General features: G+C 71.7%; 27 protein-coding genes. 14 read left to right on the top strand and 13 right to left on the bottom strand.

Annotation, left to right across the window (positions count from 1 at the left end):
- The first annotated feature begins 50 nt into the window (after window positions 1–50).
- Entirely contained in the window at window positions 51–680 is a 630-nt protein-coding gene (locus ACFUNE_RS06920; RefSeq protein WP_383563292.1) for a CGNR zinc finger domain-containing protein, read from the top strand.
- Here ACFUNE_RS06920 and sodX read toward each other — a convergent pair.
- Window positions 584–1,021 (bottom strand): nickel-type superoxide dismutase maturation protease, encoded by a 438-nt coding sequence (gene sodX, locus ACFUNE_RS06915; RefSeq protein WP_383563289.1) that lies wholly within the window; start codon window positions 1,019–1,021, stop codon window positions 584–586. The genes ACFUNE_RS06920 and sodX overlap by 97 nt on opposite strands.
- 180 nt (window positions 1,022–1,201) lie before the next feature.
- On the opposite strand from sodX, the gene sodN reads away from it, so the two are divergent.
- A complete protein-coding gene (gene sodN, locus ACFUNE_RS06910) occupies window positions 1,202–1,597 on the top strand; it encodes a superoxide dismutase, Ni (RefSeq protein ID WP_033298259.1) in 396 nt (131 codons plus the stop codon).
- A 192-nt stretch (window positions 1,598–1,789) separates the two neighbouring features.
- Here the strand turns inward: sodN and ACFUNE_RS06905 are convergent, their stop codons facing one another.
- The 4 genes from ACFUNE_RS06905 to ACFUNE_RS06890 all read right to left on the bottom strand — a co-directional run bounded on the left by ACFUNE_RS06905 (window position 1,790) and on the right by ACFUNE_RS06890 (window position 5,071).
- Window positions 1,790–2,671: an SDR family oxidoreductase gene (locus ACFUNE_RS06905; RefSeq protein ID WP_383563286.1), complete on the bottom strand. Its 882-nt coding sequence runs from the start codon at window positions 2,669–2,671 to the stop codon at window positions 1,790–1,792.
- Window positions 2,668–3,030, bottom strand: a complete 363-nt coding sequence (locus ACFUNE_RS06900) for a DUF952 domain-containing protein (protein WP_383563283.1) — start codon at window positions 3,028–3,030, stop codon at window positions 2,668–2,670. The genes ACFUNE_RS06905 and ACFUNE_RS06900 overlap by 4 nt, the downstream gene beginning before the upstream one ends.
- A gap of 9 nt (window positions 3,031–3,039) precedes the next feature.
- On the bottom strand, window positions 3,040–4,032 hold the full coding sequence (locus ACFUNE_RS06895; RefSeq protein ID WP_383564145.1) for an NAD-dependent epimerase/dehydratase family protein: 993 nt from the start codon (window positions 4,030–4,032) through the stop codon (window positions 3,040–3,042).
- 85 nt (window positions 4,033–4,117) lie between these two features.
- The gene (locus ACFUNE_RS06890) at window positions 4,118–5,071 is read right to left on the bottom strand and encodes a LysR substrate-binding domain-containing protein (protein ID WP_383563280.1); all 954 of its coding nucleotides are present in this window, start codon (window positions 5,069–5,071) and stop codon (window positions 4,118–4,120) included.
- Window positions 5,072–5,325: 254 nt separating this feature from the next.
- On the opposite strand from ACFUNE_RS06890, the gene snpA reads away from it, so the two are divergent.
- Window positions 5,326–5,991, top strand: a complete 666-nt coding sequence (gene snpA, locus ACFUNE_RS06885) for a snapalysin (protein WP_383563277.1) — start codon at window positions 5,326–5,328, stop codon at window positions 5,989–5,991.
- Between the two features lie 71 nt (window positions 5,992–6,062).
- On the opposite strand, the gene ACFUNE_RS06880 is transcribed toward snpA, so the two are convergent.
- The 4 genes from ACFUNE_RS06880 to ACFUNE_RS06865 form a co-directional block, all read right to left on the bottom strand.
- Window positions 6,063–6,731 (bottom strand): DUF6304 family protein, encoded by a 669-nt coding sequence (locus ACFUNE_RS06880; RefSeq protein ID WP_383563274.1) that lies wholly within the window; start codon window positions 6,729–6,731, stop codon window positions 6,063–6,065.
- A 78-nt stretch (window positions 6,732–6,809) separates the two neighbouring features.
- Window positions 6,810–7,406 (bottom strand): GNAT family N-acetyltransferase, encoded by a 597-nt coding sequence (locus ACFUNE_RS06875; RefSeq protein ID WP_383563271.1) that lies wholly within the window; start codon window positions 7,404–7,406, stop codon window positions 6,810–6,812.
- Window positions 7,407–7,507: 101 nt separating this feature from the next.
- Window positions 7,508–8,551, bottom strand: coding sequence for a family 2 encapsulin nanocompartment cargo protein polyprenyl transferase (locus tag ACFUNE_RS06870; RefSeq protein WP_383563268.1), 1,044 nt, complete (start codon window positions 8,549–8,551; stop codon window positions 7,508–7,510).
- 93 nt (window positions 8,552–8,644) lie between these two features.
- Window positions 8,645–10,051, bottom strand: coding sequence for a family 2B encapsulin nanocompartment shell protein (locus ACFUNE_RS06865; RefSeq protein ID WP_383563265.1), 1,407 nt, complete (start codon window positions 10,049–10,051; stop codon window positions 8,645–8,647).
- A gap of 269 nt (window positions 10,052–10,320) precedes the next feature.
- On the opposite strand from ACFUNE_RS06865, the gene ACFUNE_RS06860 reads away from it, so the two are divergent.
- On the top strand, window positions 10,321–11,331 hold the full coding sequence (locus ACFUNE_RS06860) for a questin oxidase family protein (RefSeq protein ID WP_383563262.1): 1,011 nt from the start codon (window positions 10,321–10,323) through the stop codon (window positions 11,329–11,331).
- A 5-nt stretch (window positions 11,332–11,336) separates the two neighbouring features.
- Here the strand turns inward: ACFUNE_RS06860 and ACFUNE_RS06855 are convergent, their stop codons facing one another.
- Window positions 11,337–12,725 carry an FAD-binding oxidoreductase gene (locus ACFUNE_RS06855; RefSeq protein ID WP_383563259.1) on the bottom strand — a complete coding sequence of 463 codons (1,389 nt, stop codon included), beginning with the start codon at window positions 12,723–12,725 and terminating at the stop codon, window positions 11,337–11,339.
- A gap of 136 nt (window positions 12,726–12,861) precedes the next feature.
- On the opposite strand from ACFUNE_RS06855, the gene ACFUNE_RS06850 reads away from it, so the two are divergent.
- The 4 genes from ACFUNE_RS06850 (at window position 12,862) to ACFUNE_RS06835 (ending at window position 16,341) form a co-directional block, all read left to right on the top strand.
- Window positions 12,862–13,314, top strand: a complete 453-nt coding sequence (locus ACFUNE_RS06850; protein ID WP_383563256.1) for an RrF2 family transcriptional regulator — start codon at window positions 12,862–12,864, stop codon at window positions 13,312–13,314.
- 131 nt (window positions 13,315–13,445) lie between these two features.
- The gene (locus ACFUNE_RS06845; protein WP_383563253.1) at window positions 13,446–14,642 is read left to right on the top strand and encodes a globin domain-containing protein; all 1,197 of its coding nucleotides are present in this window, start codon (window positions 13,446–13,448) and stop codon (window positions 14,640–14,642) included.
- A gap of 156 nt (window positions 14,643–14,798) precedes the next feature.
- Entirely contained in the window at window positions 14,799–15,377 is a 579-nt protein-coding gene (locus ACFUNE_RS06840; protein WP_383564143.1) for an N-acetylmuramoyl-L-alanine amidase, read from the top strand.
- Window positions 15,378–15,405: 28 nt separating this feature from the next.
- On the top strand, window positions 15,406–16,341 hold the full coding sequence (locus tag ACFUNE_RS06835; RefSeq protein WP_383563250.1) for a 1-aminocyclopropane-1-carboxylate deaminase/D-cysteine desulfhydrase: 936 nt from the start codon (window positions 15,406–15,408) through the stop codon (window positions 16,339–16,341).
- Here the strand turns inward: ACFUNE_RS06835 and ACFUNE_RS06830 are convergent.
- The gene (locus tag ACFUNE_RS06830; RefSeq protein ID WP_383563247.1) at window positions 16,317–17,918 is read right to left on the bottom strand and encodes a Na+/H+ antiporter; all 1,602 of its coding nucleotides are present in this window, start codon (window positions 17,916–17,918) and stop codon (window positions 16,317–16,319) included. The two genes, ACFUNE_RS06835 and ACFUNE_RS06830, sit on opposite strands and share 25 nt — an antisense overlap.
- A gap of 35 nt (window positions 17,919–17,953) precedes the next feature.
- Here ACFUNE_RS06830 and ACFUNE_RS06825 point away from each other — a divergent pair, with 35 nt between their 5' ends.
- From ACFUNE_RS06825 to ACFUNE_RS06815, 3 genes are all read left to right on the top strand, one after another.
- On the top strand, window positions 17,954–18,214 hold the full coding sequence (locus ACFUNE_RS06825; RefSeq protein WP_383563244.1) for a UBP-type zinc finger domain-containing protein: 261 nt from the start codon (window positions 17,954–17,956) through the stop codon (window positions 18,212–18,214).
- Window positions 18,215–18,444: 230 nt separating this feature from the next.
- Window positions 18,445–18,858, top strand: a complete 414-nt coding sequence (locus tag ACFUNE_RS06820; RefSeq protein WP_014154139.1) for an anti-sigma regulatory factor — start codon at window positions 18,445–18,447, stop codon at window positions 18,856–18,858.
- Between the two features lie 23 nt (window positions 18,859–18,881).
- Entirely contained in the window at window positions 18,882–19,817 is a 936-nt protein-coding gene (locus tag ACFUNE_RS06815) for an RNA polymerase sigma factor SigF (RefSeq protein ID WP_383563240.1), read from the top strand.
- A 77-nt stretch (window positions 19,818–19,894) separates the two neighbouring features.
- Here the strand turns inward: ACFUNE_RS06815 and ACFUNE_RS06810 are convergent, their stop codons facing one another.
- Window positions 19,895–20,347, bottom strand: a complete 453-nt coding sequence (locus tag ACFUNE_RS06810; RefSeq protein WP_383563237.1) for a hypothetical protein — start codon at window positions 20,345–20,347, stop codon at window positions 19,895–19,897.
- A 149-nt stretch (window positions 20,348–20,496) separates the two neighbouring features.
- Between ACFUNE_RS06810 and ACFUNE_RS06805 the strand changes: the two genes are divergently transcribed.
- Complete coding sequence (locus ACFUNE_RS06805; protein WP_383563234.1) at window positions 20,497–21,465, top strand: diacylglycerol/lipid kinase family protein; 969 nt, start codon at window positions 20,497–20,499, stop codon at window positions 21,463–21,465.
- 320 nt (window positions 21,466–21,785) lie between these two features.
- A complete protein-coding gene (locus tag ACFUNE_RS06800) occupies window positions 21,786–22,043 on the top strand; it encodes a WhiB family transcriptional regulator (RefSeq protein ID WP_003953983.1) in 258 nt (85 codons plus the stop codon).
- A gap of 193 nt (window positions 22,044–22,236) precedes the next feature.
- On the opposite strand, the gene ACFUNE_RS06795 is transcribed toward ACFUNE_RS06800, so the two are convergent.
- Window positions 22,237–23,706, bottom strand: coding sequence for a sensor histidine kinase (locus ACFUNE_RS06795; RefSeq protein ID WP_383564141.1), 1,470 nt, complete (start codon window positions 23,704–23,706; stop codon window positions 22,237–22,239).
- A gap of 528 nt (window positions 23,707–24,234) precedes the next feature.
- On the opposite strand from ACFUNE_RS06795, the gene nagB reads away from it, so the two are divergent.
- Window positions 24,235–25,020, top strand: coding sequence for a glucosamine-6-phosphate deaminase (gene nagB / locus ACFUNE_RS06790; protein ID WP_383563231.1), 786 nt, complete (start codon window positions 24,235–24,237; stop codon window positions 25,018–25,020).
- The last annotated feature ends 41 nt before the right edge of the window (window positions 25,021–25,061 follow it).

Here is a 25,061-nt window from a genome sequence, read left to right as displayed (position 1 = left end):
ATTACACTGGTCGGCACACCGACCATAGACCCACGCCGTAAGGACTACAAGTGGAATTGGCCTATTACTCGGACTACGCCGTGCGTCTGGTCAACACCGAGGAGCCGGCCCGCGGCAAGGACTCGCTCACCACGGTCGCGGCCGTCCGCGAGCTGTTCGGCGCCAACGCGCAGGCGGCCCGCCGCGCGACGGACGCGGACGTGACCCGCTTCCGGTCCGTGCGGGCCCGGCTGCGCGCGGTGTTCGAGGCGGCCGACGACGGCGACGAGACCCTCGGGGTCGACCTGCTCAACTCACTGCTGCTGGAGTTCCCCGTGAGCCCGCAGATCTCCGGGCACGACACCAGGGACGAGGACGGCAAGCCGGACTGGCACATGCACCTCGCCGACCATCCGTCGAACGCGACGGCGGGCTTCGCCGCGATCGCGGCGATGGGCCTGGCCTTCCACCTCACCTCGCACGGTGTGGACCGCCTCGGCCTCTGCGAGGCCGCACCGTGCCGCAACGCCTACCTCGACACCTCCACCAACCGCTCGCGGCGCTACTGCTCGGACCGCTGCGCGACCCGGGCCAACGTCGCCGCCTACCGGGCCCGCAAGCGCCTGGAGACGGAGCGCTCCGCCGACACGCGGCGGACCGCGGACACCGCCCAGCCCAGCAGCCCGAGCACCGACCGCTGATCCTTCCTCAGCGGCCGGTAGCGGGCCCGCACACGGGCCAGCACGAGCTCCTCGGGCACCGCCCCGTAGTCCGTGCTGTCCCCGCCCGCGTACGCGTTGTCCCCCAGCACCCACCAGCCGCCGCCGCGTCGCTCGGCCGCCCGCTTGACGACCAGCAGGTCCTGCTGGAACGGGTGACGCAGGATCACCACGTCCCCCGGGCGCACCTGCGCCCCGCGCTGCACGAGCAGCCAGTCGCCGTGGTAGAGCGTGGGCACCATCGACGGCCCCGTCACCTCCACCACCTGGAACGACCTGCGCTCCGCCTCCCCGCTCCATGGCTCCTGCGCCGGTTCCGGCATCTGTGGCACCTCCCGGTCAATCCTCCAGCACACGGCTGCGCGCACCGCTCCGTATTTTCGGCCACCGGTCCCATCCTCACCCTGGACTTTTGGCCTAAGCCCCAGGGGGCAGCCGCAAAAAGCAGCTTCCTACGGAGTAATGTCCCACCTGAGAAGACGATCACGAGGAAGGACAGCTCCATGCTTTCCCGCCTGTTTGCCCCCAAGGTGAAGGTCAGCGCTCACTGCGACCTGCCCTGCGGCGTGTACGACCCGGCCCAGGCCCGCATCGAGGCGGAGTCCGTCAAGGCCGTCCAGGAGAAGTACCAGGCCAACGAGGACGCGGACTTCCGCACGCGCGCCGTTCTGATCAAGGAACAGCGTGCCGAGCTCGCGAAGCACCACGTCTCGGTGCTCTGGAGCGACTACTTCAAGCCCCCGCACTTCGAGAAGTACCCGGAGCTGCACCAGCTGGTCAACGACACCCTGAAGGCGCTCTCCGCGGCCAAGGGCTCGAACGACCCGGCCACGGGCCAGAAGGCTCTGGACCTGATCGCCCAGATCGACAAGATCTTCTGGGAGACCAAGAAGGCCTGATCCAAGGCCGGGCCGGCCGACCGGGATCACACCGGCCGCGTCGCCCGATCTGCCCGCACCCGGCCCGTCGGCCGCCGTTCACGGCGGCCTCGCGGACCGGGTGCGGGCTTTTCGCGGCCGGGCCGTCGGGGCACGCGGGCTCGGCACGCGGGCTCGGCACGCGGGCTCGCAACTCCCCGGCACCCGCCGGGATCAGGAGCCCGCCAGCAGGTGCCGGTAGCTCTCCGGGTTCTCCTGGAGGTAGACGGCGAGGCTCCGGGCCGGGCGGCCCGTGAGCGTGGGTACGGCGTCCGAGACCTTCTCCAGCTCACCGGCTGCGATCGCCTCGTACGACGTGACCCAGCCGGCCACTTCCCACTCCTCGGCGCCGTAGTGGGCGCGTGAGGCCCAGGCCTCCTCCCTGGTCTCGGGGACGTACCGGACCGCGCGTCCCGTGCGGCGGCTCAGCTCGTCCGCCGCCTCCGCCAGGGTGAACGCCTCGGGGCCCGTGAGGTCGTACGTCTCGCCGTCGTGGCGGGTCCCCTCGTCCAGCAGGACGGCTGACGCCGAGTCCGCGATGTCCTCGTGGGAAACGGCCGAGACCCGCCCCTCGCCACCGGGTCCGCGCAGGATGCCGTCGGCGCCCGTCATGGCGGGGAGCGCAGCCTGGTACCAGCTGTCACGCAGGAAGGTGTGGCGCACGCCGGTCATCCGGATGTGCGCTTCGGTGTGCCAGTGGTCACGGGCGAACGTGAACGTGGCGTCCGGTGCCGCCCCGAGGAACGACACGTAGACGATGCGCTCGACGCCCGCCGCGAGGGCGGCGTCCACGGCCGTGGTGTGCTCCAGCACCCGGCCCGGGCTCTCGTGAGCCGAGACGAGGAACAGGGTGTGCGCACCGTCGAGGGCACGGCGCACGGCCTCCCCGTCCCCGTACGGTGCGGGGGGCGCGGCGACCGTGCCGGGCAGCCGGGGGAGCCGGGAAGGATCCCTCCCGAGGAGACGCACCGGGACTCCGGTCCGGGCCAGCCGTGCGGCCACCCGGCCGCCGACCGCCCCGCTCGCACCCGTGACCGCGACGAGAGGGCTGATCACCGGGCCCCGCCCTTCTCGTGCGCCGTCCGCGCGGCGTGTGCCGCCCAGGTGCGCACCTCCACGACCGCGTCCGCCGGCAGCGGCCCGTAGAGGTGCGGAAACTCCTCACCCCCGGGCTCCATGGCTTCGTACCGCACGGGCGACGGGAGCCGTCCGGCGTCGATGACCAGCACCACCAGGCCCTCGCGCTCGGATCCGTACAACGCCCGTGCGACGGAAGGGAGCTGATGGGGCAGCGAGCAGTGGATGAACCCCTCCTCCCGCAGGGTGCGCCCCCGGGTGGACATCTCGTACGTCCCCGCTCGGCGGGCGGCCTCCCACAGGGGCTGTTCGGTGAGGTGCAGCAGCTCTTGGGTCATCCGGCCACGCTAAGGGTTCCCGGTCGACGCGAGGAGCTTCGCCTCGGCCAGCGCGTCGAGACCGGGCGCCGGCCGGTCGGGCCGCTGCGGGGCGGTGCCCCCCAGACCGCGCAGCCAGGCCCACGTGTCGGCGACGGTCTCGCCGACGGGTCTGCACCGCAGCCCGGCGGCGTGCGCCTTGGTGACGTCGCCCTGGTGCAGCGTGTCGTAGAGCTCTCCGGCGGGCAGCCAGACCGGCAGGTCGGTCCACGGCTCGACACCCGCCGCGAGGAGCACCCCGGGGTCGGTCCAGCGCAGCCGGGCCCGTGAGCCGGTGACGCGGACACAGGCGTCCAGGAGCTCCCCCATCGTCGTGTGCCCCGGGTGGCTCACCGTGTTGTACGCCCCTGACAGGCCGTCCGCAGCGGCCTCCAGCAGCCAGTCCGCCAGGTCACGGGCGTCGATGTACTGGAGTGCCGCATCCGGTGGCCCGGGCGCGAGCACGTCCCCGCCCCGGGCCGTCCGGCCCAGCCACCACGGCAGACGGCCGATGTTCTCCCCGGGGCCGAGGATCAGACCGGCACGGGCCAGCAGCACCCGGGCTCCGAACGCTTCCTGTGCCGCGAGCTCCCCGCCGCGTTTGGCCAGTGCGTACGGGACGTCGGGGCCGGCGTCGGGAGAGGCTCCGGACACGAGCGGACCGTCCTCGTCGAGCCCGGCGGGGGTGGGGTGCTCGTACACGGATCTGCTGGAGACATAGCTGAAGTGCCCGGCTCTGCCCGACAGCAGCCGGGCGGCGTCCCGCACGGCCGAGGGGGCGCCGCTCCAGGTGTCGACCACCAGGTCCCAGGTGCCGTCGGCCAGCTCCGCGAGGCCCTCCTCACCCGCCGTGCGGTCACCGGTCAGCGTCCGCACCCCGGCAGGTGCCGGGTGGCGGCCGCGGTGGAAGACGGTGACCTCCCATCCGCGCCGGAGAGCCGCGTCGGTGACCGCGCGTCCCACGAATTCCGTACCGCCCAGCATCAGGAGCCTCATGCGGTGGTCCTGCCCGTCGGCGCGGGGGGAGGAAACAGGGCCTCGCTCTCGGCAGAACGGGGAACTTCTCCGCTCAGGACGTGTGCGCGAGAGGACTGCTGTGGCGCAGCAGCCACCGGTGGTACTGCTCCGCCCGCCGTGCCGCGTCGCGGTAGGCCGCTTCCAGCTCCTCGTACACGGCGTCCGTGTCCGCACCCGGCCGGGAGACCAGCAGCAGCCGCACCGCCAGCGGGTCGCCGCGCAGTGGGCGGATCGCCATGTCGTCGCGCGGGCCCGAGGTCGGCTGGCAGGGGGCGACCGCCTCCCCGAGGACGACGAGGGAGGCCGCCGTGAGGTAGTCGCCGTGCAGGACGGGCGGATCGAGACCGGCGGCGCCGAGAACACGGCGGACCCCGTCCCACTCACCGTCCACCGAGGGGTCGACCATCCACCGGTCGCCCGCCAGCTCGTCGAGGTCCACCACGGCCCGTCCGGCCGCCGGATGGTCCCGGGCCAGGGAGATGAACTGCGGTTCCCGTTCGACGAGTACGCGCTGGATCAGTCCGTCCGGGACGGCGAGCGGGCAGCCCTCCACCTCGTGCACGAAGGCCACGTCGAGCCGCCCGGCCGCCACCGCGGCGAGCAGCGACCGTGCCGAGACGTCCACGCGGAGCGAGATGTCGGTGCCGGGCAGCCTCACCCGCAGACCGCGCAGCCAGCCGCCGATGACCCGGCTCGCCGTCGACCCGATCCGAAGGCGGGGGCCGCCGGCCCTGGCGGCCTCGGCCTCCGCCAGCGCGGCCCCCACCAGGGCGGACATGCCGTCAACCAGGGGGCGTGCCCGGCTGAGGACGGCACGGCCCAGGAGGGTCGGCCGGCAGCCCGTCCTCTCCCGGCGGAACAGCTCCGCTCCCATCGTCCTCTCGATCCGCTGGAGCTGGGTGGTGAGGGAGGGCTGGCTGACGCCCAGCCTCCGGGCCGCCTGGTGCAGGCTCCCCGTGTCCGCGATGGCGCAGAGCGCCCTGAGGTGTCTCACCTCGAGCTCCATGACGGGAGCGTATGGCTGTTCGCACGTCGAGCACCAGACGTCCCAACCCCACCAAAGGGGGACGGTTCAGGGGGTGTCGGGGCGACCGGCACCTGCTGAATCCGTGCGCTTCCTGTCCGGGTGATAGGGGGGCGCTATCGCGGGTTGACATCATCCGCCGAGAGCCTGCCGGCCCGAGACTCTGTCCGTACCCCCCAGCCGTTCCCCGTCCGGCCCCCGGGCCGGGTTCTTCGGACAGGTAGGAGACACCCCCCATGAGACACATCAGGACAGCTGTCATCTCGGCCGTGGCCGGTCTCGGTCTCGCCGCCGCTCTGGGCACCGCACCCGCCGTCTCGGCCGCCCCGGCTCCCGCGTCCACCGTGGACACCGCGCAGGCCGGCTTCGCCGCGTACGCCGGCTCGAGCGAGAACGCCGCCGCGAACAAGGCCTTCTTCGACGCCGTCATGAAGTCCGTGGCCGAGAAGCGGGCCGCGAACCCGGGCGCCCAGGCGGTGACCGTGGTCTACAGCACCACCAACGCCCCCAGCTTCCGCAGCCAGATAGCGAGCAGCGCGAGCATCTGGAACAGCTCGGTCTCCAACGTCAAGCTGCAGCAGGGCTCCAACGCGGACTTCGCCTACTACGAGGGCAACGACTCCCGGGGCTCGTACGCGAGCACGAACGGGCACGGCAGCGGCTACATCTTCCTCGACTACGCCCAGAACCGGCAGTACAACTCGACCCGCGTCACCGCCCACGAGACGGGGCACGTGCTCGGGCTGCCCGACCACTACACGGGACCGTGCAGCGAGCTCATGTCCGGCGGCGGCCCCGGCACGTCCTGCACGAACGCCTACCCGAACGCCACCGAACGCTCGAGGGTGAACTCCCTCTGGCAGAACGGCCTGGCAGCCGCTCTCGCCCGCGCCTCCTCCTGACACCCGGCACCACGTACCGAGGGGGCCGTTCCGCCTGCGCGGAGCGGCCCTCTCGGGGTGACGGGAGCCCGTCAGGCGAGCTCCAGGGGGAAAGCGCCGCGATGTCCGGTGCCGGCGCCGTGCGCAGGCCGCGGTTCGAACTCCCGGCAGCTCCAGATCTCCTGGACGAATCCGGTGCGCCGGTCCCACAGGCCGGCGACGTCGTCCCCGCCCTCCACGTCGCGGTAGGCGTCCTTGGCCCCGCGGAAACAGGCGAGCCCGCCCGAGAGACCGCGGACCGGAGCGGGGAAGTAGTCGGAGAAGGCGCAGGCTATGCAGGTCTGCAGGTGCATGTCCGGCGGCAGGATCCGCTGGATCGTGGCCAGTGCGGCGGCGAAGTCGCCCTCGGCACGGTTGGACTCGTACACCGCTCCGTCCAGATGGAGGGCGAGATACAGATCCGGGTCCGCCCTGCGCAGGGACAGCAGGCAGCTGAGTGTGGCCTGGCGGACCGTACCGGACACGAGGACCGGAAGCGGGAGGTCCCACTCCAGGACGCAGTCGTCGAGCACGCCGTCGACCAGGTCGAACAGGCCCTCCTGGACCGGCGTACCCGCCACGGGGCCCAGGCCGTCGAAGCTCTCGCCCTCGAAGTCCGTGCCCCGCACGCGGATACGGAGTTGCTGTCCGTCCGTGGTGAGAATGACGGCTTCGGAACCGTGACGGTCCCGGTACCAGCCTGCCCACGACTCATCTGTCATGAGCAGGGACTGTAGTCCGTGCCCCCCGGCCCTCCCGGGGCACCCTCCCCTTCCGGGGCCCGATCGGCCGGGTTCCGCTCATCCGCCCTGGGGCTCACGCCACATGGGCCACATCGGCGGACCCCCGGGAAGGTCGACGGTCCGACCCGTGAAGGAGAAGCCGAGCCGCTCGTAGAGAGCGCGGCTACGCGCGCTGCTCGCCTCCAGATAGGCGGGAGTCCCCTCCCGGTCGCACCGCTCCAGGACCTCCCTCATCAGCGCCTCGCCCAGCCCCTCCCCCTGACGCTCCGGAGAGACACCGATCATCAACAGGTACTCGTGCGCCCGGTCGTGGGGGTGCACGGCGCCCGTCAGCCTCCCCACCAGCTCGGCCCTCTCGTTGCCGGGATCCGCCGTCTCCCTCATGAGGGCCGGGGTGTCGTCGTCCTCCTCCGGCGCGCCCGCCGGCACGGAGAGCCAGAGGGCCGTGGCCGTGCCGTCCTCCAGCAGGTCGATCCGGCCTCCTTCCAGCGTGATGTCGGCGAAGACGCCGAGGAACTTCCCGTGGACCGCGCGCCGGTGGTCCTCGTCCGGGAAGACCCAGCTGCTCACCGGATCGTCGTGGAACGCCTCGTCCAGGATCCGTACGACCTGGTCCCTGTCCCGCTCGTCCGCCTGTCGCACGCGTACGCCCATGACCGGCCCCGCCCCTTCGTCCCGTGGTGCTGGTGGGTGAGATCCCAACCGGCTTACGGAATCCTAGAGTTGGGTCCGGGGCCGGGCGCGGGCGGTCCGGTTCAGTGGGTTCTTCGGGTGACGAATTCGGCCAGCGCCAGCAGGTCTCCGGCAGCGTCCGGCGCCGGGACGGCGCGGGACAGATGGTGGACGGCCCTCGCCATCCGGTCCGCGGCCGCGGTCTGGGCCCAGTCCCGGCCGCCGGCCCGGTCGACGGCGTCGGCGGCGCTCCCCACTTCTCCCGGGGTGTTCATGGCGCCCCGGTAGAGCGCGGCGAGCTCGACGGCGGCCGGGGTGTCCGAGGTGAGTGCCGCGACCACCGGAAGGGACTTCTTGTGGGCGGTCAGGTCCGCCCCGACCGGTTTGCCCGTGCGGGCCGTGTCGCCCCAGATGCCGATCAGGTCGTCGATGAGCTGGAAGGCGAGGCCCGCCTCCCGTCCGAAACCGTCCATGGCGCGGACCTCCCGCTCACCCGCTCCCGCGTAGAGCGCCCCCAGGGCACAGGCACAGCCGAGCAGGGCGCCCGTCTTGGCCATGGCCATGGCGAGGCATTCGTCCAGTGTGACCTCCTCGGGCCCGCGCTCCTCCAGGGCGCAGTCGGCCTGCTGTCCGGCGCAGAGCTCGATGACGCAGGTGGAGAGCCTGACCGCGGCCTGCGCGGACGCGGGGTGCGGGTCGTCCGCCAGAATCCGCAGGGCGAGGGAGGACATCGCGTCCCCTGCGATCACGGCGTCCGGCACCCCGAACACCGCCCAGGCCGTGGGCCGGTGACGCCGGGTGGTGTCCTCGTCGATGACGTCGTCGTGGAGCAGGGTGAAGTTGTGCGCGAGCTCTACGGCGACGGCCGCCCGCATCGCTGCCTCCGGGTCGCCTCCCAGGGCACGGGCGGCGGCCAGGACGAGCGCCGGCCTGATGGCTTTGCCGGCCTGCCCGGAGGCCGGTGTGCCGTCGGCGTTCTGCCAGCCGAAGTGGTACATGGCGACCCGGCGTATCGCCCCGGGCAGCGTTTCGACGGCGGCGCGGAGGTGCGGGTCGACGGCGGTGCGGGTGTACTCCAGCAGCGCGGCGGCCTTGTGCCCCTCCATCGCGGCATCCGTACTGGTCATGGTCACGGTCACTCCTTCCGGGCGCCACGGGGCACCGTGTTCGCGGCCTCGGCTGCCGGAGCCCGGGCGGTGTCCGCCCGGGCCCGGTGAGCGTCACCGCCAGCGGCTCACCTCCACGTTCTCCAGGACGCCGAGGGCGTCGGGCACCAGCACGGCGGCGGAGTAGTACGCCGTCACGAGGTACGAGATGATCGCCTGCTCGTCGATGCCCATGAAGCGGACCGAGAGGCTCGGCTCGATCTCGTCCGGGATACCGCTCTGCTGGAGCCCGATGACCCCCTGCTCCTCCTCACCGGTCCTCATGCAGATGATGGAGGTGGTGCGGGCGTCGGTGACCGGGATCTTGTTGCACGGGAAGATCGGCACACCGCGCCAGGAGGCCACACGGTCCCCCCCGATCTCGACGGTCTCCGGCACGAGGCCCCGCTTGCTGCACTCACGGCCGAACGCGGCGATGGCCCGCGGATGGGCGAGGAACAGCTTCGATCCGCGCCGGCGCGACAGGAGCTCGTCCATGTCGTCGGGGCCGGGCGCCCCGTCGTGGGGCTGGAGCCGCTGCCCGTAGTCGCAGTTGTTGAGCAGCCCGAACTCCCGGTTGTTGATGAGCTCGTGCTCCTGGCGCTCGCGCAGCGCCTCGACCGTGAGCCGCAACTGCTGCTCGGTCTGGTTCATCGGCTGGTTGTAGAGGTCGGCCACCCTGCTGTGGACCTTCAGCACGGTCTGGGCGACGCTCAGTTCGTACTCCCGCGGCGCCGACTCGTAGTCGACGAAGGTGTGCGGGACGACGCTCTCCCCCACATGACCCGCCGAGAGGTCGATCTCCGCCTCGCCGTAGCGGTTGGTCCGCTGGTGCGGGATGGCGAGCAGCCCCGCGAGGTGGTCGCGGAGCGAGTCCGCGCGGGCCGCGAGGTTGAGCACGTCCGACCGGCGCAGGGTCAGCACCGTGCAGGCGGTCACCGCACGGGCCGTGTACTCCCAGTTCGCGTCTCCGTCGATCAGGACGTGGTCGCCGAAGTAGGCTCCGTCGGCGAGGACTCCGAGCACCGTCTCGGCACCGTACGGCCCGGTCCCGATCTTCTCGATCTTGCCGTGTGCCAGCAGATGGACGCGGTCCGCCGCGTCACCGGCCACGGCGAGCACCTCGCCGGCCGCGACATCACGCTGTTCGCACCGGCGCGCCAGCTCGGCCAGCACCTCCTCGTCACCGAAGTCGCGCAGAGCGGGAAGCTCGCCGAGCTCGGCGGGGATGACCGTGACCCGGTCACCGGTCTGGACGAAGGTCACCCTGCCGTCCCCGACCGAGTAGCTCAGCCTGCGGTTGACCCGGTAGGCGCCGCCCTGCACCTGCACCCACGGCAGCATGCGCAGCAGCCACCGCGAGGTGATCTCCTGCATCTGCGGGGCGGACTTGGTCGTCGTCGCGAGGTTCCGCGCAGCCGCTGTGCCGAGACTCTGCTGCGGCGGCGGCTGCGTGTCGCGAACCTCTTCACCAACGGACATCCGACATCCTCTCGATCATGGGCTGACCTGCGAGAAGCACACTTCCAGCCCGAGGACACCGAGCGCTATTACACAAAAGAGTGTGACTAATCGGGCTTGGGACGGGAACGTTGCCCGCATCCGGGCTCCCGCATCCGGTTCGGCACAAACCGTGCGAAGTTGTTGCGGACGCAAGGCGGCCGGGCCCATGGACCTAGGCCTTCAGCCCGCTCCGGATCCCGGACCTCCGCCCGTTACGGCGCCGGAGACCGCCGCATAGCGTGCTCGTCATGGATACGACAGGCACCCTCGACGAGGCACTCCAGCGGTTGCACGTCTCCGGTCCCGAACGCCTCGGCCGGCTCACCAACCACGCGCCGATGGCCGTCGAGGCACTCGCCGCCAACGGCCGGGCGGAGGCCGTGCACCGCTGGCTCGACGTGTACGCGTCCCGGCTCGAGGAGTTCCCGGCCGTCGTGGAGCCGGTGACGGAGGCGGACTGGCGTTCCGCGCTGGGCGATCCGCGCCGCGCCGCCGACTGGATCGGCCACTTCGGCCGGGAGATCGACGAGCGCCCCTGGCGCCACGTGCTCGCCCAGTGGTGGCCCCGCCTTCTGCCCGGCATGTACGGCGGATCGACGCACCCCGTGATCCGCGTGGGCCACGCCGTGCGCACGCTGCTGGCCGGGGAGAGCACCGGGCCGCGGCTGAACGAGCTGGCGCACGGCCTCGGTTACTGGGCGGCCCGCCACCGGCCTGTCACCGGGCTCACCCCCGTGGCGGGTGCCGACAGCGCCGGCTCGGCCCTCGACGCGGTACGGCCCATCACCGAGCGGGAGGGCGGCTTCCCCGCCCGGCTCGGCCGCGTCACGAGTGTGCCGGTGTGGGCTGCCTCGGTCACGGACCCGGACGAGGCGCGCCGCCGTCTCACCGAGCTGGTGGGGGCTGCGACCCACCGGTACGCAACGCACGGCCACGGCGACGAGACGATGCTGGTGCACGCGGCGACCGCGCCCAACGCCGTCCTGCGGACGCTCCCCGCGCTCCCGCGCGCCCTGTGGGTGCCGAGCCTCCGGGCCGCCTGGACCGCCTCCGCCGCGGTCACCGCCATGTACGCGCCCGACGCTCCGGTGGCCTGGGTCCCGCCGGGCACGGTCACGCCCGAAGAGGTCTTCGAGCAGGCCCTGGCACACGGCGACGAGCACGTCATCAAGCTGACCGACACGGCCCTCGACGTCGGCGACGAGCAGGCGCTCGCGGCGGCCCTGCGGGCCATCGAGCTCAGCGAGCCCCTGCGGTAGGGCGGTCAGCCCGACAGCGGGGCACCCGACACGACGACCTTGCCCGGGTTGAGAATGCCGTGCGGGTCCAGGGCCGCCTTGACCGCTCGCTGCATGGCGAGGTTGACGGGACCCACCTCACGGCCCATTCCGCCCATCTTCAGCAGGCCCACCCCGTGTTCACCGGTGACGGTGCCGCCGAAGGAGATCGCCGCGTCGAGGATGTCCTCGAAGGCGAGCTGTGCGCGGGCGCGGGCGGCGTCGTCCCCCGGTTCGGTGATGATCAGGGGGTGGAGGTTGCCGTCCCCGGCGTGCGCGATGTTGGCGATCAGGACATCGTGTTCGCCCGCGATCTCCTCGACACGCGCCAGCATCTGCGGGACGCGGGACCGCGGCACGACCACGTCCTCGGTGAGCACCGGCCCCAGCCGCTCCAGGGCCGGATAGGCGAGGCGGCGGGCCTGGAAGAGGGCATCCGCCTCCGCCTGGTCGGTGGAGACCTCGGCCCAGGCGGCTCCCGCCTCCGCGAAGCAGGCCCGCATGGCCTCGGCCTCGGCGTCACCCGCGGCGCCCGGGGTGTCCACGCGGCCGAGGAGGATCGCGTCCGCGTCCGCCGACAGCCCCATGTTCTTCCACTCGTCGACGGCCTTCAGACAGTGCTTGTCGAGGAGCTCGAGGGCGGAGGGCACGATGCCCGCGGCGGTCACCCGGCTCACCGCGTCTCCGGCCGCGACGACCGAGTCGAAGAAACCCGCCACCGTGCGCTCGACGGGGCGTGCGCCACGCAGCTTCACGGTGATCTCGGTGATCACACCGAGGGTGCCCTCGGATCCGACGAACAGCCCGCACAGGTCGTACCCGGCGACACCCTTCGCGGTCCGCCGGCCCATCCGCACGACCTCGCCGAGGCCGTTGACGGCCTCCAGCCCGATCACGTAGTCACGGGTGACGCCGTACTTGACGCAGCACATGCCGCCCGCGTTGGTCGCGGTGTTGCCGCCGATGGTCGACCAGGGCGAGCTCGCCGGGTCCGGCGGGTACCAGAGGCCTTCGGCGGCGCAGGCGGCGCGCAGGTCGTCGTTGACGACGCCCGGCTGCACGACGGCGAGGCGCTCCACCGGGTCGATGCGCAGAATCCGGTTCATGTCCTCGAACGAGAGGATGACGGCGCCGTCCACCGCGTTGGCCCCGCCCGACAGCCCCGTACCGGCGCCACGCGGGATCACCGGGATCCGGTGCCCGACGCAGTACGCCACGACGGCCCGCACCTCGTCCGTGTCCTGGGGTCGCACGACGGCGAGGGGCAGCCCCGCCGGGGCCCACTCCGCCTCGTCGTGCGCATACCGGCCCAGGCTGTCCGGGTCGGTGATGACCTTGCTCGCCGGTATCCCGTCGGCTGCGTTCGGCTTCGGCACGGCCGCTGACCACCTCTCTCACGCCACGCGCGCCCCGCATCGGTCACGGAGCCGCTCCCTCCATCATGGCCCCCCCTCGGACCGAGGACAGCCACCCTAAGTTGCATCTCTCATGCAACTTACCTACGCTGCGGCCATGCGGCTGACCCGATTCACCGATGTGGCCCTGCGGGTACTGATGCGCCTGACCGTCACGGCGGAGGACGAGGACCCGCCGACCACCCGCGAGGTGGCGGCCACCATGCAGGTGCCGTACACCCATGCGGCGAAGGTGGTCGCCCGCCTCCAGCACCTCGGCCTGATCGAAGCGCGACGCGGCCGGGGCGGGGGGCTCTCCCTCACCACCGCCGGACGGTCGGCGTCGATCGGCCACCTGGTCAGGCAGCTGGAAGGGCCGGGCGAGGTCGTCGACTGCGAGGGCACCACCCCGTGCCCCCTGCGCTCCGCCTGCCGGCTCCGCTCCGCCCTGCGTCGGGCCGAGGAGGCCTTCTACACCTCGCTCGACCCGCTCACCGTCGGCGATCTGGTCTCGTCCCCCACCGGCCCGCTGCTGCTCGGGATCAGCCGAGGCCGGCCCGCCCCCGACTGATCCACCCTCGGCCCGGCGCCGCTCGTTCCAGGCGTCCACCACCGGGTCGCGCTCGGCCAAAAATATGCATCTCATATGCTGATTAAAGGCTGGTCGTCTGCGGCCCGCCCTCACAACCGAGGAGTCAACCGATGCTCTCCGAAACGTCGACCGCCACCGTCCGAGCCACGCTGCCCGCCGTGGGGGCGGCCGTCGGGGACATCGCGGACCTCTTCTACCGGAAGCTGTTCGACGCCCACCCGGAGCTCCTCCGGGACCTGTTCAACCGGGGCAACCAGGCTTCCGGCACACAGCGCCGGGCGCTCGCCGGCTCCATCGCCGCCTTCGCCACGCACCTGGTCGAACACCCCGGCACCCGGCCCGACGTGATGCTGGGCCGCATCGCCAACAAGCACGCCTCACTGGGCATCACCGCCCCGCAGTACGCGATCGTCCACACCCACCTCTTCGCCGCGATCGCCGAGGTGCTCGGCGACGCCGTCACCCCCGAGGTCGCCGCGGCCTGGGACGAGGTCTACTGGCTGATGGCCAACGCCCTGATCGCGATCGAGGAGCGGCTCCACGCGCAGCGGGACGTGACGGCGGGCGACGTATGGCACGAGTGGACGGTGGCCTCCCGCACCGAGGACACCCCCGACGTCGTCACCTTCCGGATCACCCCCGCCGACGGCGCGCCGGCACCCGCCTTCCGGCCGGGCCAGTACGTCTCCGTCCAGGTGGAACTCCCCGACGGCGCCCGCCAGATACGCCAGTACAGCCTCACCGGGGCGCCCGGCCCGGGCCCGCGCTCCTTCTCGGTCAAGCGGGTACGGGGCGCGGAGGGCCCGGAGGGCGAGGTCTCCGCCCACCTGCACGCGCGGCTGCGCGCGGGCGACCGGCTGCGCGTCTCGGCACCCTACGGCGACCTGGTGCTCGACGCCTCCGAAGCCCCGCTGCTCCTCGCCTCGGCCGGTATCGGCTGCACCCCGATCCTGTCGATGCTGGAGCACCTGGCCGAGGTGGGGCACCCCTCGCCCGTCACCGTGGTGCACGGCGACAGGTCACCCGCCGACCACGCGCTGCGCGCCCGCCACGAGGCGCTCGCCGGTGAACTCCCCGGCGGCTCGTCCCACTTCTGGTACGAGGCCCCGGAGCCCGGACACCCCGCCGAGCGCACCGGGAGGGTCGACCTGGACGGACTGGAGGTCGCACCGGGCACCCGGGCCTACCTCTGCGGCCCGCTGCCCTTCATGCGCGCCGTCCGCACCCAGCTCCTGGACCGGGGTGTCGCTCCCGCCGACGTCCACTACGAGGTGTTCGGCCCCGATCTCTGGCTCGCCCAGGACTGAACACGACCCGCCGTGGCCACGTACGAAGTGTCCGGATCGAATCGCACACCACACGAACAGCGCCCGAACAGGTTTGCCGGAGCCTCCTGTTCCGGTACAAGCGCTGTACGGACACACGCTCCACCCGTAACGAAGGAGTTGGCCATGTCCTCACCGATGTCCGCGAGCAGCTTCCTCAAGGCCCTGAAGGACGAAGGACTCACCGTCGTCCAGGTGGGCGGCTGGCGTACGCACAACCGCAACCACAAAGGCCCCTGGGGGCCCGTGCACGGGGTGATGCTCCACCACACCGTCACGAAGGGCACCGCCCGCACCGTCGAGATCTGCCGGGACGGCTACTCGGGCCTGCCGGGCCCGCTCTGCCACGGTGTGATCGCCAAGGACGGCAGGGTCCACCTGGTCGGCTACGGCCGCGCCAACCACGCCGGTCTGGGCGACGACGACGTCCTGCGCGCCGTCATCGCCGAGACGCGCCTGCCATCGGACAACGAGTCCAACACCGACGGCAACCGGCACTTCTACGGCTTCGAGTGCGAGAACCTCGGCGACGGCAAGGACCCCTGGCCCGCCGTACAGCTGGAGGCCATCGAGAAGGCCGCGGCAGCGGTCTGCCGCTTCCACGGCTGGGACGCCCCCTCGGTCATCGGGCACCGGGAATGGCAGCCCGGCAAGGTCGACCCCCGCGGCTTCTCGATGACGGGCATGCGCAACCGGATCCACGACCGGCTGAAGTAGGGCGGTACGGGCGGCACACAATGAAGGCATGGACGACGACGCGCTCGACCTCTCCCGGCTGCAGCCGGTGCTCCCCTCACCCCTGCAGCCGGCCGAGGACGAGCGCTTCGCGCGGCACGGCCTGACGCTGCTGCTCAAGCGCGACGACCTGATCCACCCGGACCTCCCGGGCAACAAGTGGCGCAAGCTCGCCCCCAACCTCCGGGCAGCCGCCGGCCGTCCGGTGCTGACCTTCGGCGGGGCCTACTCGAACCACCTCAGGGCCACGGCGGCCGCCGGCCGGCTGCTGGGCTTTCCCACCGTCGGTGTCGTACGGGGCGACGAGCTGGCCCACCGCCCGCTGAACCCCTCCCTGGCGAGGTGCGCGGCCGACGGCATGCGCCTCCACTTCGTGGACCGCGCGACCTACCGCGCGAAGACCTCTCCCGACGTCCTGGAAGGCCTGCTGAGCCTCTTCGGGGACTGCGTGGTGGTCCCGGAGGGCGGCAGCAACGCGCTCGCCGCACAGGGCTGCACAGAGCTCGGCGGCGAACTGCGCGGGCGGGCCGGGACCGTGGCGGTCGCCTGCGGCACCGGCGGCACCCTGGCGGGGCTGGCCGCAGGGCTCGGCCGGGGTCAGCGTGCGCTGGGCGTCCCCGTCCTGCGCGGCGGCTTCCTGGGGGAGGCGGTGCGCGACCTCCAGCGGGAGGCGTTCGGCGGTCCGGCCGGGGAGTGGTCGCTGGACGAGCGCTTCCACTTCGGCGGGTACGCCCGCACGACCCCCGGGCTGCACGCCTTCGCCGACGACTTCGAGGACCGGCACGGCCTGCCGGTCGAGCGGCTCTACGTGGCCAAACTGCTGTACGGGCTGACCGTCCTGGCCGGGGAGGGCGCCTTCGCCCCCGGGTCCACGGTCGTCGCGGTCGTCACGGGGCGTCCCGAGCCGGCCGCGGACCACCGTCACGCACCGTCCGACTCCCGGTAGGCGGCGGCCTCCTCCAGGTCCAGCCGCCGCAGGAGGGCACGCAGCATCTCGTCGTCGATCCGCCGCTCGTCCCTGAGGCGCACGAAGACCCCGCGCTCGGCGGCGATCATGTCCCGCGCCAGCCGCCGGTAGGTGTCGTCCACCGACTCCCCGGTGACCGGATTGGGCGCGCCGAGCCTTTCCCACACGGCGTTGCGACGCCGTTCCATGACGGCCCTCAGCCGTTGGGTGAGGGGGTCGGGGAGCTCGTTGCGCGGGTCTGCCAGCAGCGCCTCCAGCCGCTCGTCGGCCGCCGTCGACGCCTCGCTCTGCGCCTGTGCCTCCGCCAGGGTCTCGGCGCGTTCGCTGCGCCCCGGGAGCTTCAGCACGCGCACCAGGAGGGGCAGGCTGAGCCCCTGGACGACCAGTGTCCCGATGACGGTCGTGAACGTCAGGAACAGCACCAGGTTGCGTGCGGGGAAGTCCTCCCCGCCGTGCGTGTCCATGGGGATGGAGAACGCGATGGCCAGGGAGACGACGCCCCTCATCCCGGCCCAGCCGACGATCAGGGTCGAGTTCCACGGGGGCACGCCCTCGCGCTCCCTGATCCGCCTGGAGAGCCGGGGTGGCAGGTAGGTCGCCGGGTACACCCAGACGAAGCGCACGACCACCACGGCCACGAACACGAGGACGGCGTAGCCGAGGGCCTCGGCCACGCCGTACGCGCCCAGTCCTCTGAGCACGAAGGGCAGCTGCAGCCCGATGAGCGCGAAGACGGCGGACTCCAGGACGAACGCGACCATCTTCCAGACGGCCGCCTCCTGGAGGCGCGTCGCGAAGTCGACCTGCCAGGAGCGGTGCCCCAGGTAGAGGGCGACGACGACCACGGCGAGCACCCCGGAGGCATGCACCCGCTCCGCCGCCGCGTAGGCGACGAAGGGGATCAGCAGCGACAGGGTGTTCTGGAGCAGCGCCTCCTTGAGGTGGGTGCGCAGCCAGTGCAGCGGCACCATCAACAGCAGACCGACCGCGACGCCTCCGACCGACGCGAGCAGGAATTCGCCGGCCCCCGCGCCCCAGCTCATGCCCTCGCCGACGGCGGCGGCGACAGCCACCTTGAAGGCGGTGATCGCGGTGGCGTCGTTCACCAGGGACTCGCCCTGGAGGATCGTGGTCACCCGTCCGGGCAGGCCGACCCTGCGGGCGATCGCGGCGGCCGTGACCGCGTCGGGCGGGGCGACCACCGCGCCGAGCACCAGGGCGGCGGTGAGGGGCAGGTCCGGCACCAGGAGATAGGCGAGCCATCCCACGGCTACCGTCGCGAACAGCACGTACCCGACGGAGAGGAGCGCGACCGGCCTCAGATTGGCCCGCAGGTCGAGGTACGAGCTGTCGACCGCCGCCGTGTACAGCAACGGCGGGAGCAGCAGGGGCAGCACGACGTGCGCGTCCAGCGTGTAGGTCGGCACCCCAGGCAGGTACGAGGCCAGCAGGCCGGCTGCGACCAGCAGCAGGGGTGCGGGGACCGGGGTACGGCGCGCGGCCCCCGCGACCGCCGCGCTGGCCGCGATGAGCGCCACCAGCGGCAATGCGTCCATCTCACTGTCCTCACATCCGACGTAACGTGGCCATCATGAGTGAGTGCGCCCACGTATCCGAATTGCCGCGCCCCGAGCCCGCCCCGCTCCACGACACCTGTCCGGAGTGCCTGGCGGCGGGCACCCACCCCGTGCAGCTGCGTCTCTGCCTCGTCTGCGGGCATGTCGGGTGCTGCGATTCCTCGCGCCTGAAGCACGCCACCGCGCACTACCGGGAGACCGGGCATCCGGTGATGCGCAGCTTCGAATGCGCGGAGAGCTGGCGCTGGTGCTTCGCGGACGGTTCGATCGTCTGACGCCTGGGTACGTCAAACCGGCGCCGGTTCTTCGCAATTGACCGCCGCAGACCTCTAGCCACTGTGTGTACTCATATGCCTACCATGAGTAACGGTGGGGTTGCGGTCTCGGCGACACGGCATCATGGGTCGCGACAGCGTCGCCGAACCACAGAACCGGCGACGGTCCGCATGGCCCCGGGCGTTCGTCCCGGAGCCTCGAACGAGTTTGTGCCACCTTGGAGGTGAGGGTGTCCCAGATCGCAGGCGAGCCCGGGAACCAGGACTTCGTAGAGGTCCGGCTGCCCGCTGCGGGTGCCTACCTGTCGGTGCTGCGTACGGCCACGGCCGGTCTCGCAGCGCGCTTGGACTTCACTCTCGACGAGATCGAGGATCTCCGTATCGCGGTCGACGAGGCCTGCGCGATCCTGCTCCAGCAGGCCGTGCCGGGTTCCGTCCTCAGCTGCGTGTTCCGCCTCGTCGGCGATTCCCTCGAGGTGACCGTCTCGGCCCCCACGACGGACGGCCGCGCCCCGGAACGCGACACCTTCGCGTGGACGGTGCTCTCCGCACTGGCCGGCAAGGTCGACTCCACGGTCGCCGACGACCGTACGGTCAGCATCAGCCTCTACAAACAGCGCGGCGCGGGACCCGGGCCGGCGTGAGCGACGGGAACGGGGACGGTCCTGTGCGTGACGAGACGATCCGGCCGGGGGCGGTGCGCCCAGCGGCCCTCCCGGAACAGCAGGCCCGGCCGCATCCGGAAGGCGGACCGGACGGTGCGGACGGTGCGCAGGACCGTCCGGTCGCGGCAGAGCAGTCGCAGGCGGAGCGGGCGGGCCAGATGAGCGAACACAGGCACCACGATCCACACGACCGCAGCGGGGCGCGGGCGCTCTTCATCGAGCTCCGGGAGCTTCCCGACGGCTCGGCGGAGAAGGCCGAGCTGCGCAACAGGCTGGTGCGCATGCACCTGCCGCTCGTGGAGCACCTGGCCCGCAGGTTCCGTAACCGCGGGGAGCCGCTGGACGACCTGACCCAGGTCGCCACGATCGGCCTGATCAAGTCGGTGGACCGGTTCGACCCGGACCGCGGCGTCGAGTTCTCGACGTACGCGACCCCCACGGTCGTCGGCGAGATCAAGCGCCACTTCCGGGACAAGGGCTGGGCGGTACGGGTGCCCCGGCGCCTCCAGGAGCTGCGGCTGTCGCTGACCACGGCCACCGCCGAGCTCTCCCAGCAGCACGGCCGCTCCCCCACCGTGCACGAGCTCGCGGAGCGCCTGGGCATCTCCGAGGAGGAGGTGCTGGAGGGGCTGGAATCGGCCAATGCCTACAGCACGCTCTCACTGGACGTCCCGGACACGGACGACGAGTCCCCGGCGGTCGCGGACACGCTGGGCTCCGAGGACGAGGCACTGGAGGGCGTCGAGTACCGCGAGTCGCTCAAGCCCCTGCTGGAGGACCTCCCGCCGCGCGAGAAGCGGATCCTGCTGCTGCGCTTCTTCGGCAACATGACCCAGTCGCAGATCGCGCAGGAGGTCGGCATCTCCCAGATGCACGTCTCCCGGCTCCTCGCCCGCACGCTCGCACAGCTGCGCGAGCGGTTGCTCGTCGAGGAGTAGCCGGCCGGAAGGAGTCCCCCGGAGCGGCCCGGCCCGGACGCGGGTCGGGCGTCGGGGGTCGCCGGCCCGGACACGGGTCAGGCGTCGGGGGTCGTCCGCGGCCCCCGACGGATGCCCAGCGCCTTCGTGGTGGCGGGGTCGAGCACCAGGACGAGCGCCGTCACGGCGACCGCGGCGAGGACGATGCCGGCGGGGATCAGCGCACCCTGGGCCCGCAGCAGCGTCCAGGCCACCGGCAGCGCCATGAGCTGGGTGATGAGTGCGGGGCCACGGCTCCAGCTGCGCCGCCGCAGCAGCCCGCGGGCGGCGAACAGCGGGATCAGGCCGAGCGCCACCAGCGTCAGACCGCCCATCTCGGCCTGCTGGATGTCGTCGGGGCTCCCGAAGAGCCCGATGGCCAGCATGTAGATCCCGCCGATGGCGAGCGCCGCGCCCTCGAGCGCGTTGAGTGCGGCCAGGGCGGCGATCCGGCCCGGCTTCTCCGCGCCGGCCGAGGACGACGGAGAGGGCGTGTTCTGCTGAGTGCTCACGTCTTTCAGATTCGCATCCCGGCCGCCCGATCGGAAAGCCGGGGCCGCGCCGGACGCACCACAGCCGGGCGGTCACGCTCCGTGACCACCCGTGGACCCCGTGGATCAGGACTTCAGGGCGGCACCCCGGCGTAGGTACTCTGGCGGACATGCGCGCACTCCTCGTGGTCAACCCAGCTGCCACCACTACCAGTGCGCGGACCCGTGACGTCCTGATCCACGCCCTGGCCAGCGAGATGAAGATCGAGGCCGTGACCACGGAGTACCGCGGGCACGCCCGGGACCTGGGGCGACGGGCCGCCGACTCCGACGACATCGACCTGGTGGTCGCCCTGGGGGGCGACGGCACGGTCAACGAGGTGGTCAACGGGCTGCTGCACAACGGTCCCGACCCGGAGGGCCTGCCGAGCCTCGCCGTGGTCCCCGGCGGGTCCACCAACGTGTTCGCCCGGGCCCTGGGCATCCCCAACGACGCCGTCGAGGCGACGGGCGCCATCCTGGACGCCCTCGCCGACCGCAGCGAGCGCACGGTGGGCCTGGGCCTGGCGGCCGGCACCCCGGGCACGGCGGACGAGGCCGTTCCGGGGCGCTGGTTCACCTTCTGCGCGGGGCTCGGTTTCGACGCGGGCGTCATCGGCAGAGTCGAACAGAAGCGCGAGCGGGGCAAGCGGTCGACCCACGCCCTGTACGTGCGCCAGGTGCTCCGGCAGTTCATGGACGACCCGCACCGGCGCAACGGCCTGATCACCCTCGATGTGCCCGGTCAGGCCCCGGTCACGGACCTCGCGCTGTCGATAATCTGCAACACCGCACCCTGGACCTACCTGGGGAACCGTCCGATATACGCCTCCCCGAAGGCCTCCTTCGACAGCGCCCTGGACGTCCTCGCCCTCAAGCGCCTCTCCACCCCCGCCGTGACCCGGTACGCCACTCAGCTGCTCACTTCGAGCCCCGAGAAGGGCCCGCACGGCAAGCACGCCGTCTCCCTGCACGACCTGACGGACTTCACCTTGCATTCAAAGGCGCCACTGCCCTTCCAGATGGACGGCGACCACCTGGGACTGCGTACAAGCGTGACGTTCACAGGCGTACGCCGTGCACTGCGTGTGATTGTGTGAGTGGAAGGGGCCAAAGTCCTTTAACTCGAACGTTTGGGCTGGCCCCCACCCCTTAGAAGTACGGCTGTGACCTAGTCGACACCGAGGAATCAAAAAAAAGTTTCCAGAAGGGGTTGTATCCGCAGCCGAGGTTTGCGAATCTCTACATGGCGATCGGGACGGCCCGCAACATCGGCCTCCACTGAGAGCCAGAACCCCTCCTCACAACAACAGGACCACATCCAGTCCATCTGGGCGTCGGACCTTCGTCTGCGGGGGGATTCGTGAAAGCGTTCACATTCACAAGCACCAGCATGTAATACCAAGGAGAGGTAGCAGCCATGGACTGGCGTCACAACGCCGTTTGTCGTGAGGAAGACCCCGAGCTGTTCTTCCCCATCGGCAACACCGGTCCTGCGCTGCTGCAGATCGAGGAAGCCAAGGCCGTCTGCCGTCGCTGCCCCGTCATGGAGCAGTGCCTGCAGTGGGCGCTCGAGTCCGGCCAGGACTCCGGCGTCTGGGGTGGCCTCAGCGAGGACGAGCGCCGCGCAATGAAGCGCCGTGCCGCTCGCAACCGGGCGCGTAACGCCAGCGCCTGACCGACGCCCCCCGCACGACGAGCCTCAGCCCGGCGGCGCGTACAGAGCGTACGCACAGCCCCGCCTTCGAGTCGCAGCGCGCAGTACCCCCGAAGCGCATCGCACCGTGAGCACCACGCAGTGGGCCCGGACCGTTACCACGGTCCGGGCCCACTGCTTTTGCGCGGCGACGACGGCGACAGCCGCGCCGCCGTTACTGCTTGTCGTTCTGCACGGGGATGTCGAGCACCACCTGTGTGCCGCGTTCCGGGGCCGGGACCATGCCGAAGGTGCCGCCGAGCTCGCCCTCGACCAGTGTCCGTACGATCTGGAGGCCCAGATTGCCGGCCCGCTGAGGATCGAACCCCTCGGGCAGCCCGCGCCCGTCGTCCGTCACGGTGATGAGCAGCCGTCCTTCGGCGGGTGAGCCGCCGCGCACCGCTGACACCTCCACGGTGCCGCGTTCGGCCACGGTGAACGCGTGTTCCAGCGCGTTCTGCAGTACCTCGGTGAGCACCATCGAGAGCGGGGTGGCCACCTCCGCGTCGAGAATCCCGAAGCGTCCCGTGCGGCGGCAGGTGACCTTTCCGGGCGAGATCTCGGCGACCATCGCGATCACCCGGTCGGCGATCTCGTCGAACTCGACCCGCTCGTCCAGATTCTGGGACAGCGTCTCATGCACGATCGCGATCGAACCGACGCGCCGCACCGCCTCGTTGAGGGCCTCACGACCCCGCTCCGAGTCCATCCGGCGCGCCTGGAGGCGCAACAGGGCGGCCACCGTCTGCAGGTTGTTCTTCACTCGGTGGTGGATCTCCCGGATGGTGGCGTCCTTCGTGATCAATTCCCTTTCACGGCGGCGCAGTTCCGTGACGTCGCGGAGCAGCACCAGCGACCCGATGCGGACCCCCTTGGGCTTGAGCGGGATCGCGCGCAGCTGGATGACCCCGCCGGCGCCCTCGACCTCGAACTCCCGGGGGGCGTACCCGCTCGCCACCTTGACGAGGGCCTCGTCCACCGGGCCGCGCGACGGGGCGAGTTCGGCGGTCGTCGCGCCGAGGTTGTGGCCGACGAGGTCCGAGGCGAGGCCGAGCCGGTGGTAGGCGGAGAGGCCGTTGGGGCTGGCGTACTGCACGACCCCGTCGGCGTCGAGCCTGATCAGCCCGTCCCCCACGCGCGGCGACGCGTCCATGTCGACCTGCTGGCCGGGGAAGGGGAAGGACCCGGCGGCGATCATCTGGGCCAGGTCGGAGGCGGACTGGAGGTAGGTGAGCTCCAGCCTGGAGGGCGTGCGCACGGTGAGGAGGTTGGTGTTGCGGGCGATGACCCCGAGGATCCGCCCCTCCCTCCGCACGGGGATCGACTCGACCCGGACGGGCACCTCCTCACGCCACTCCGGGTCCCCCTCGCGCACGATGCGGCCCTCGTCGAGGGCGGCGTCCAGAAGCGGCCGGCGGCCGCGCGGCACGAGGTGGCCGACCATGTCGTCCTGGTAGGAGGTCGGGCCGGTGTTGGGCCGCATCTGGGCCACGGAGACGTAGCGCGTCCCGTCGCGGGTGGGGACCCACAGGACGAGGTCGGCGAAGGACAGATCGGAGAGCAGCTGCCACTCCGAGACCAGCAGATGGAGCCACTCGAGGTCGGTGTCACTCAGGGCTGTGTGCTGGCGGACCAGATCGTTCATGGAGGGCACACGTGCGAGCGTACCCGTGGAGACGAAGTGGTTCCGAACCGATCGGCCCGCGGATACGTGACACTGTGAGGGGGGGCGCTCCCGGACGGGAGATTGTCCGCGCCCATGGATGGACACGACCTATTGGTCTAGTCCACAATGCACCACGTAGGGACACGAGGGTCAGGACCCGTCCCTGCGCGACAGACCTCCGCTCTCCCCGCACAGGAGAGCGGACCGAGGCACCCGGCGCTCTCTGCCCTGACTGCGCCGGTGCCTCCAGTGGCCGGAGGCACCGCACACCGCCGGCCAGGTAGCTCCGGGCTGCGGTGCCGGACGGGCTGAGGGTCCCGTCCCGGCGCCGCGGCCCGCGGGTGTTTCTGGGGGCTCCGCCCCTCGCGGACAGGACCTCCGCCGACAGGGCGACAAGCGATGACGCCCCCGCGAACGGTTCACCTCCGGTCCGTCCCGTTCTGCTAGATTGGGGCCCTAGATTGGTCTATACCACATGACGCCACTCTCCAGATCGGCAGGCACAGCGTGGAAGTTGTCATCGTCCCGGACGCCACGGCAGGCGGCGAGCTCATCGCGGAGGCGATCGCGGCCCTGCTGAGCCGCAAGCCCGACGCCCTGCTCGGCGTCGCCACGGGCTCGACCCCGCTGCCCATCTACCAGGCACTGGCGGCGAAGGTCCGCTCCGGCGCCGTGGACGCCTCGCGCGCCCGCATCTGCCAGCTCGACGAGTACGTCGGGCTGCCCGCCGGCCACCCCGAGTCCTACCGCTCGGTCGTGCTGCGCGAGGTCATCGAGCCGCTCGGCCTGTCCCAGGCGTCCTTCATGGGCCCGGACGGCGCCGCCGAGGACATCCAGGCCGCCTGCGAGGCGTACGACAAGGCGCTCGCCGCGGCCGGCGGGGTGGACCTCCAGCTGCTCGGCATCGGCACCGACGGGCACATCGGCTTCAACGAGCCGTGCTCCTCGCTCGCCTCCCGCACCCGGATCAAGACGCTCACCGAGCAGACCCGGATCGACAACGCGCGCTTCTTCGACGACGACATCGAGCAGGTGCCGCGCCACGTCATCACCCAGGGGATCGGGACGATCCTGGAGTCCCGCCACCCGGTCCTGCTGGCCACGGGCGAGGGCAAGGCCGACGCCGTGGCCCAGACCGTCGAGGGCCCCATCGCCTCGATCGTGCCGGCGTCGGCACTGCAGCTGCACCCGCACGCCACGGTCGTGGTCGACGAGGCGGCGGCGTCGAAGCTGAAGCTGGCGGACTACTTCCGTGCCACGTACGCGGCGAAGCCGCGCTGGCAGGGCCTGTAGAGCTCCCCGTACGCAGAAGGGCCGGGCACCAGTGAGACGGC

Origin of the sequence: Streptomyces sp. NPDC057287 (assembly GCF_042667905.1) — a bacterium.
Taxonomy (GTDB): Bacteria; Actinomycetota; Actinomycetes; order Streptomycetales; family Streptomycetaceae; genus Streptomyces.
The sequence above is the reverse complement of the archived record's forward strand: the minus strand, read 5'-3'. Positions and strand labels throughout refer to the sequence as shown.

Coding starts and splice junctions, on each gene's coding strand:
- ACFUNE_RS06835 (WP_383563250.1), top strand. CDS start 15,406: ATGGACGACGACGCGCTCGACCTCTCCCGGCTGCAGCCGGTGCTCCCC.
- ACFUNE_RS06850 (WP_383563256.1), top strand. CDS start 12,862: ATGCGGCTGACCCGATTCACCGATGTGGCCCTGCGGGTACTGATGCGC.
- ACFUNE_RS06880 (WP_383563274.1), bottom strand. CDS start 6,731: ATGACAGATGAGTCGTGGGCAGGCTGGTACCGGGACCGTCACGGTTCC.
- ACFUNE_RS06800 (WP_003953983.1), top strand. CDS start 21,786: ATGGACTGGCGTCACAACGCCGTTTGTCGTGAGGAAGACCCCGAGCTG.
- ACFUNE_RS06890 (WP_383563280.1), bottom strand. CDS start 5,071: ATGGAGCTCGAGGTGAGACACCTCAGGGCGCTCTGCGCCATCGCGGAC.
- ACFUNE_RS06895 (WP_383564145.1), bottom strand. CDS start 4,032: ATGCTGGGCGGTACGGAATTCGTGGGACGCGCGGTCACCGACGCGGCT.
- ACFUNE_RS06795 (WP_383564141.1), bottom strand. CDS start 23,706: ATGAACGATCTGGTCCGCCAGCACACAGCCCTGAGTGACACCGACCTC.
- snpA (WP_383563277.1), top strand. CDS start 5,326: ATGAGACACATCAGGACAGCTGTCATCTCGGCCGTGGCCGGTCTCGGT.
- ACFUNE_RS06805 (WP_383563234.1), top strand. CDS start 20,497: ATGCGCGCACTCCTCGTGGTCAACCCAGCTGCCACCACTACCAGTGCG.
- ACFUNE_RS06840 (WP_383564143.1), top strand. CDS start 14,799: ATGTCCGCGAGCAGCTTCCTCAAGGCCCTGAAGGACGAAGGACTCACC.
- ACFUNE_RS06825 (WP_383563244.1), top strand. CDS start 17,954: ATGAGTGAGTGCGCCCACGTATCCGAATTGCCGCGCCCCGAGCCCGCC.
- ACFUNE_RS06875 (WP_383563271.1), bottom strand. CDS start 7,406: ATGGGCGTACGCGTGCGACAGGCGGACGAGCGGGACAGGGACCAGGTC.
- ACFUNE_RS06870 (WP_383563268.1), bottom strand. CDS start 8,551: ATGACCAGTACGGATGCCGCGATGGAGGGGCACAAGGCCGCCGCGCTG.
- sodN (WP_033298259.1), top strand. CDS start 1,202: ATGCTTTCCCGCCTGTTTGCCCCCAAGGTGAAGGTCAGCGCTCACTGC.
- ACFUNE_RS06845 (WP_383563253.1), top strand. CDS start 13,446: ATGCTCTCCGAAACGTCGACCGCCACCGTCCGAGCCACGCTGCCCGCC.
- ACFUNE_RS06900 (WP_383563283.1), bottom strand. CDS start 3,030: ATGACCCAAGAGCTGCTGCACCTCACCGAACAGCCCCTGTGGGAGGCC.
- ACFUNE_RS06865 (WP_383563265.1), bottom strand. CDS start 10,051: ATGTCCGTTGGTGAAGAGGTTCGCGACACGCAGCCGCCGCCGCAGCAG.
- ACFUNE_RS06860 (WP_383563262.1), top strand. CDS start 10,321: ATGGATACGACAGGCACCCTCGACGAGGCACTCCAGCGGTTGCACGTC.
- ACFUNE_RS06830 (WP_383563247.1), bottom strand. CDS start 17,918: ATGGACGCATTGCCGCTGGTGGCGCTCATCGCGGCCAGCGCGGCGGTC.
- sodX (WP_383563289.1), bottom strand. CDS start 1,021: ATGCCGGAACCGGCGCAGGAGCCATGGAGCGGGGAGGCGGAGCGCAGG.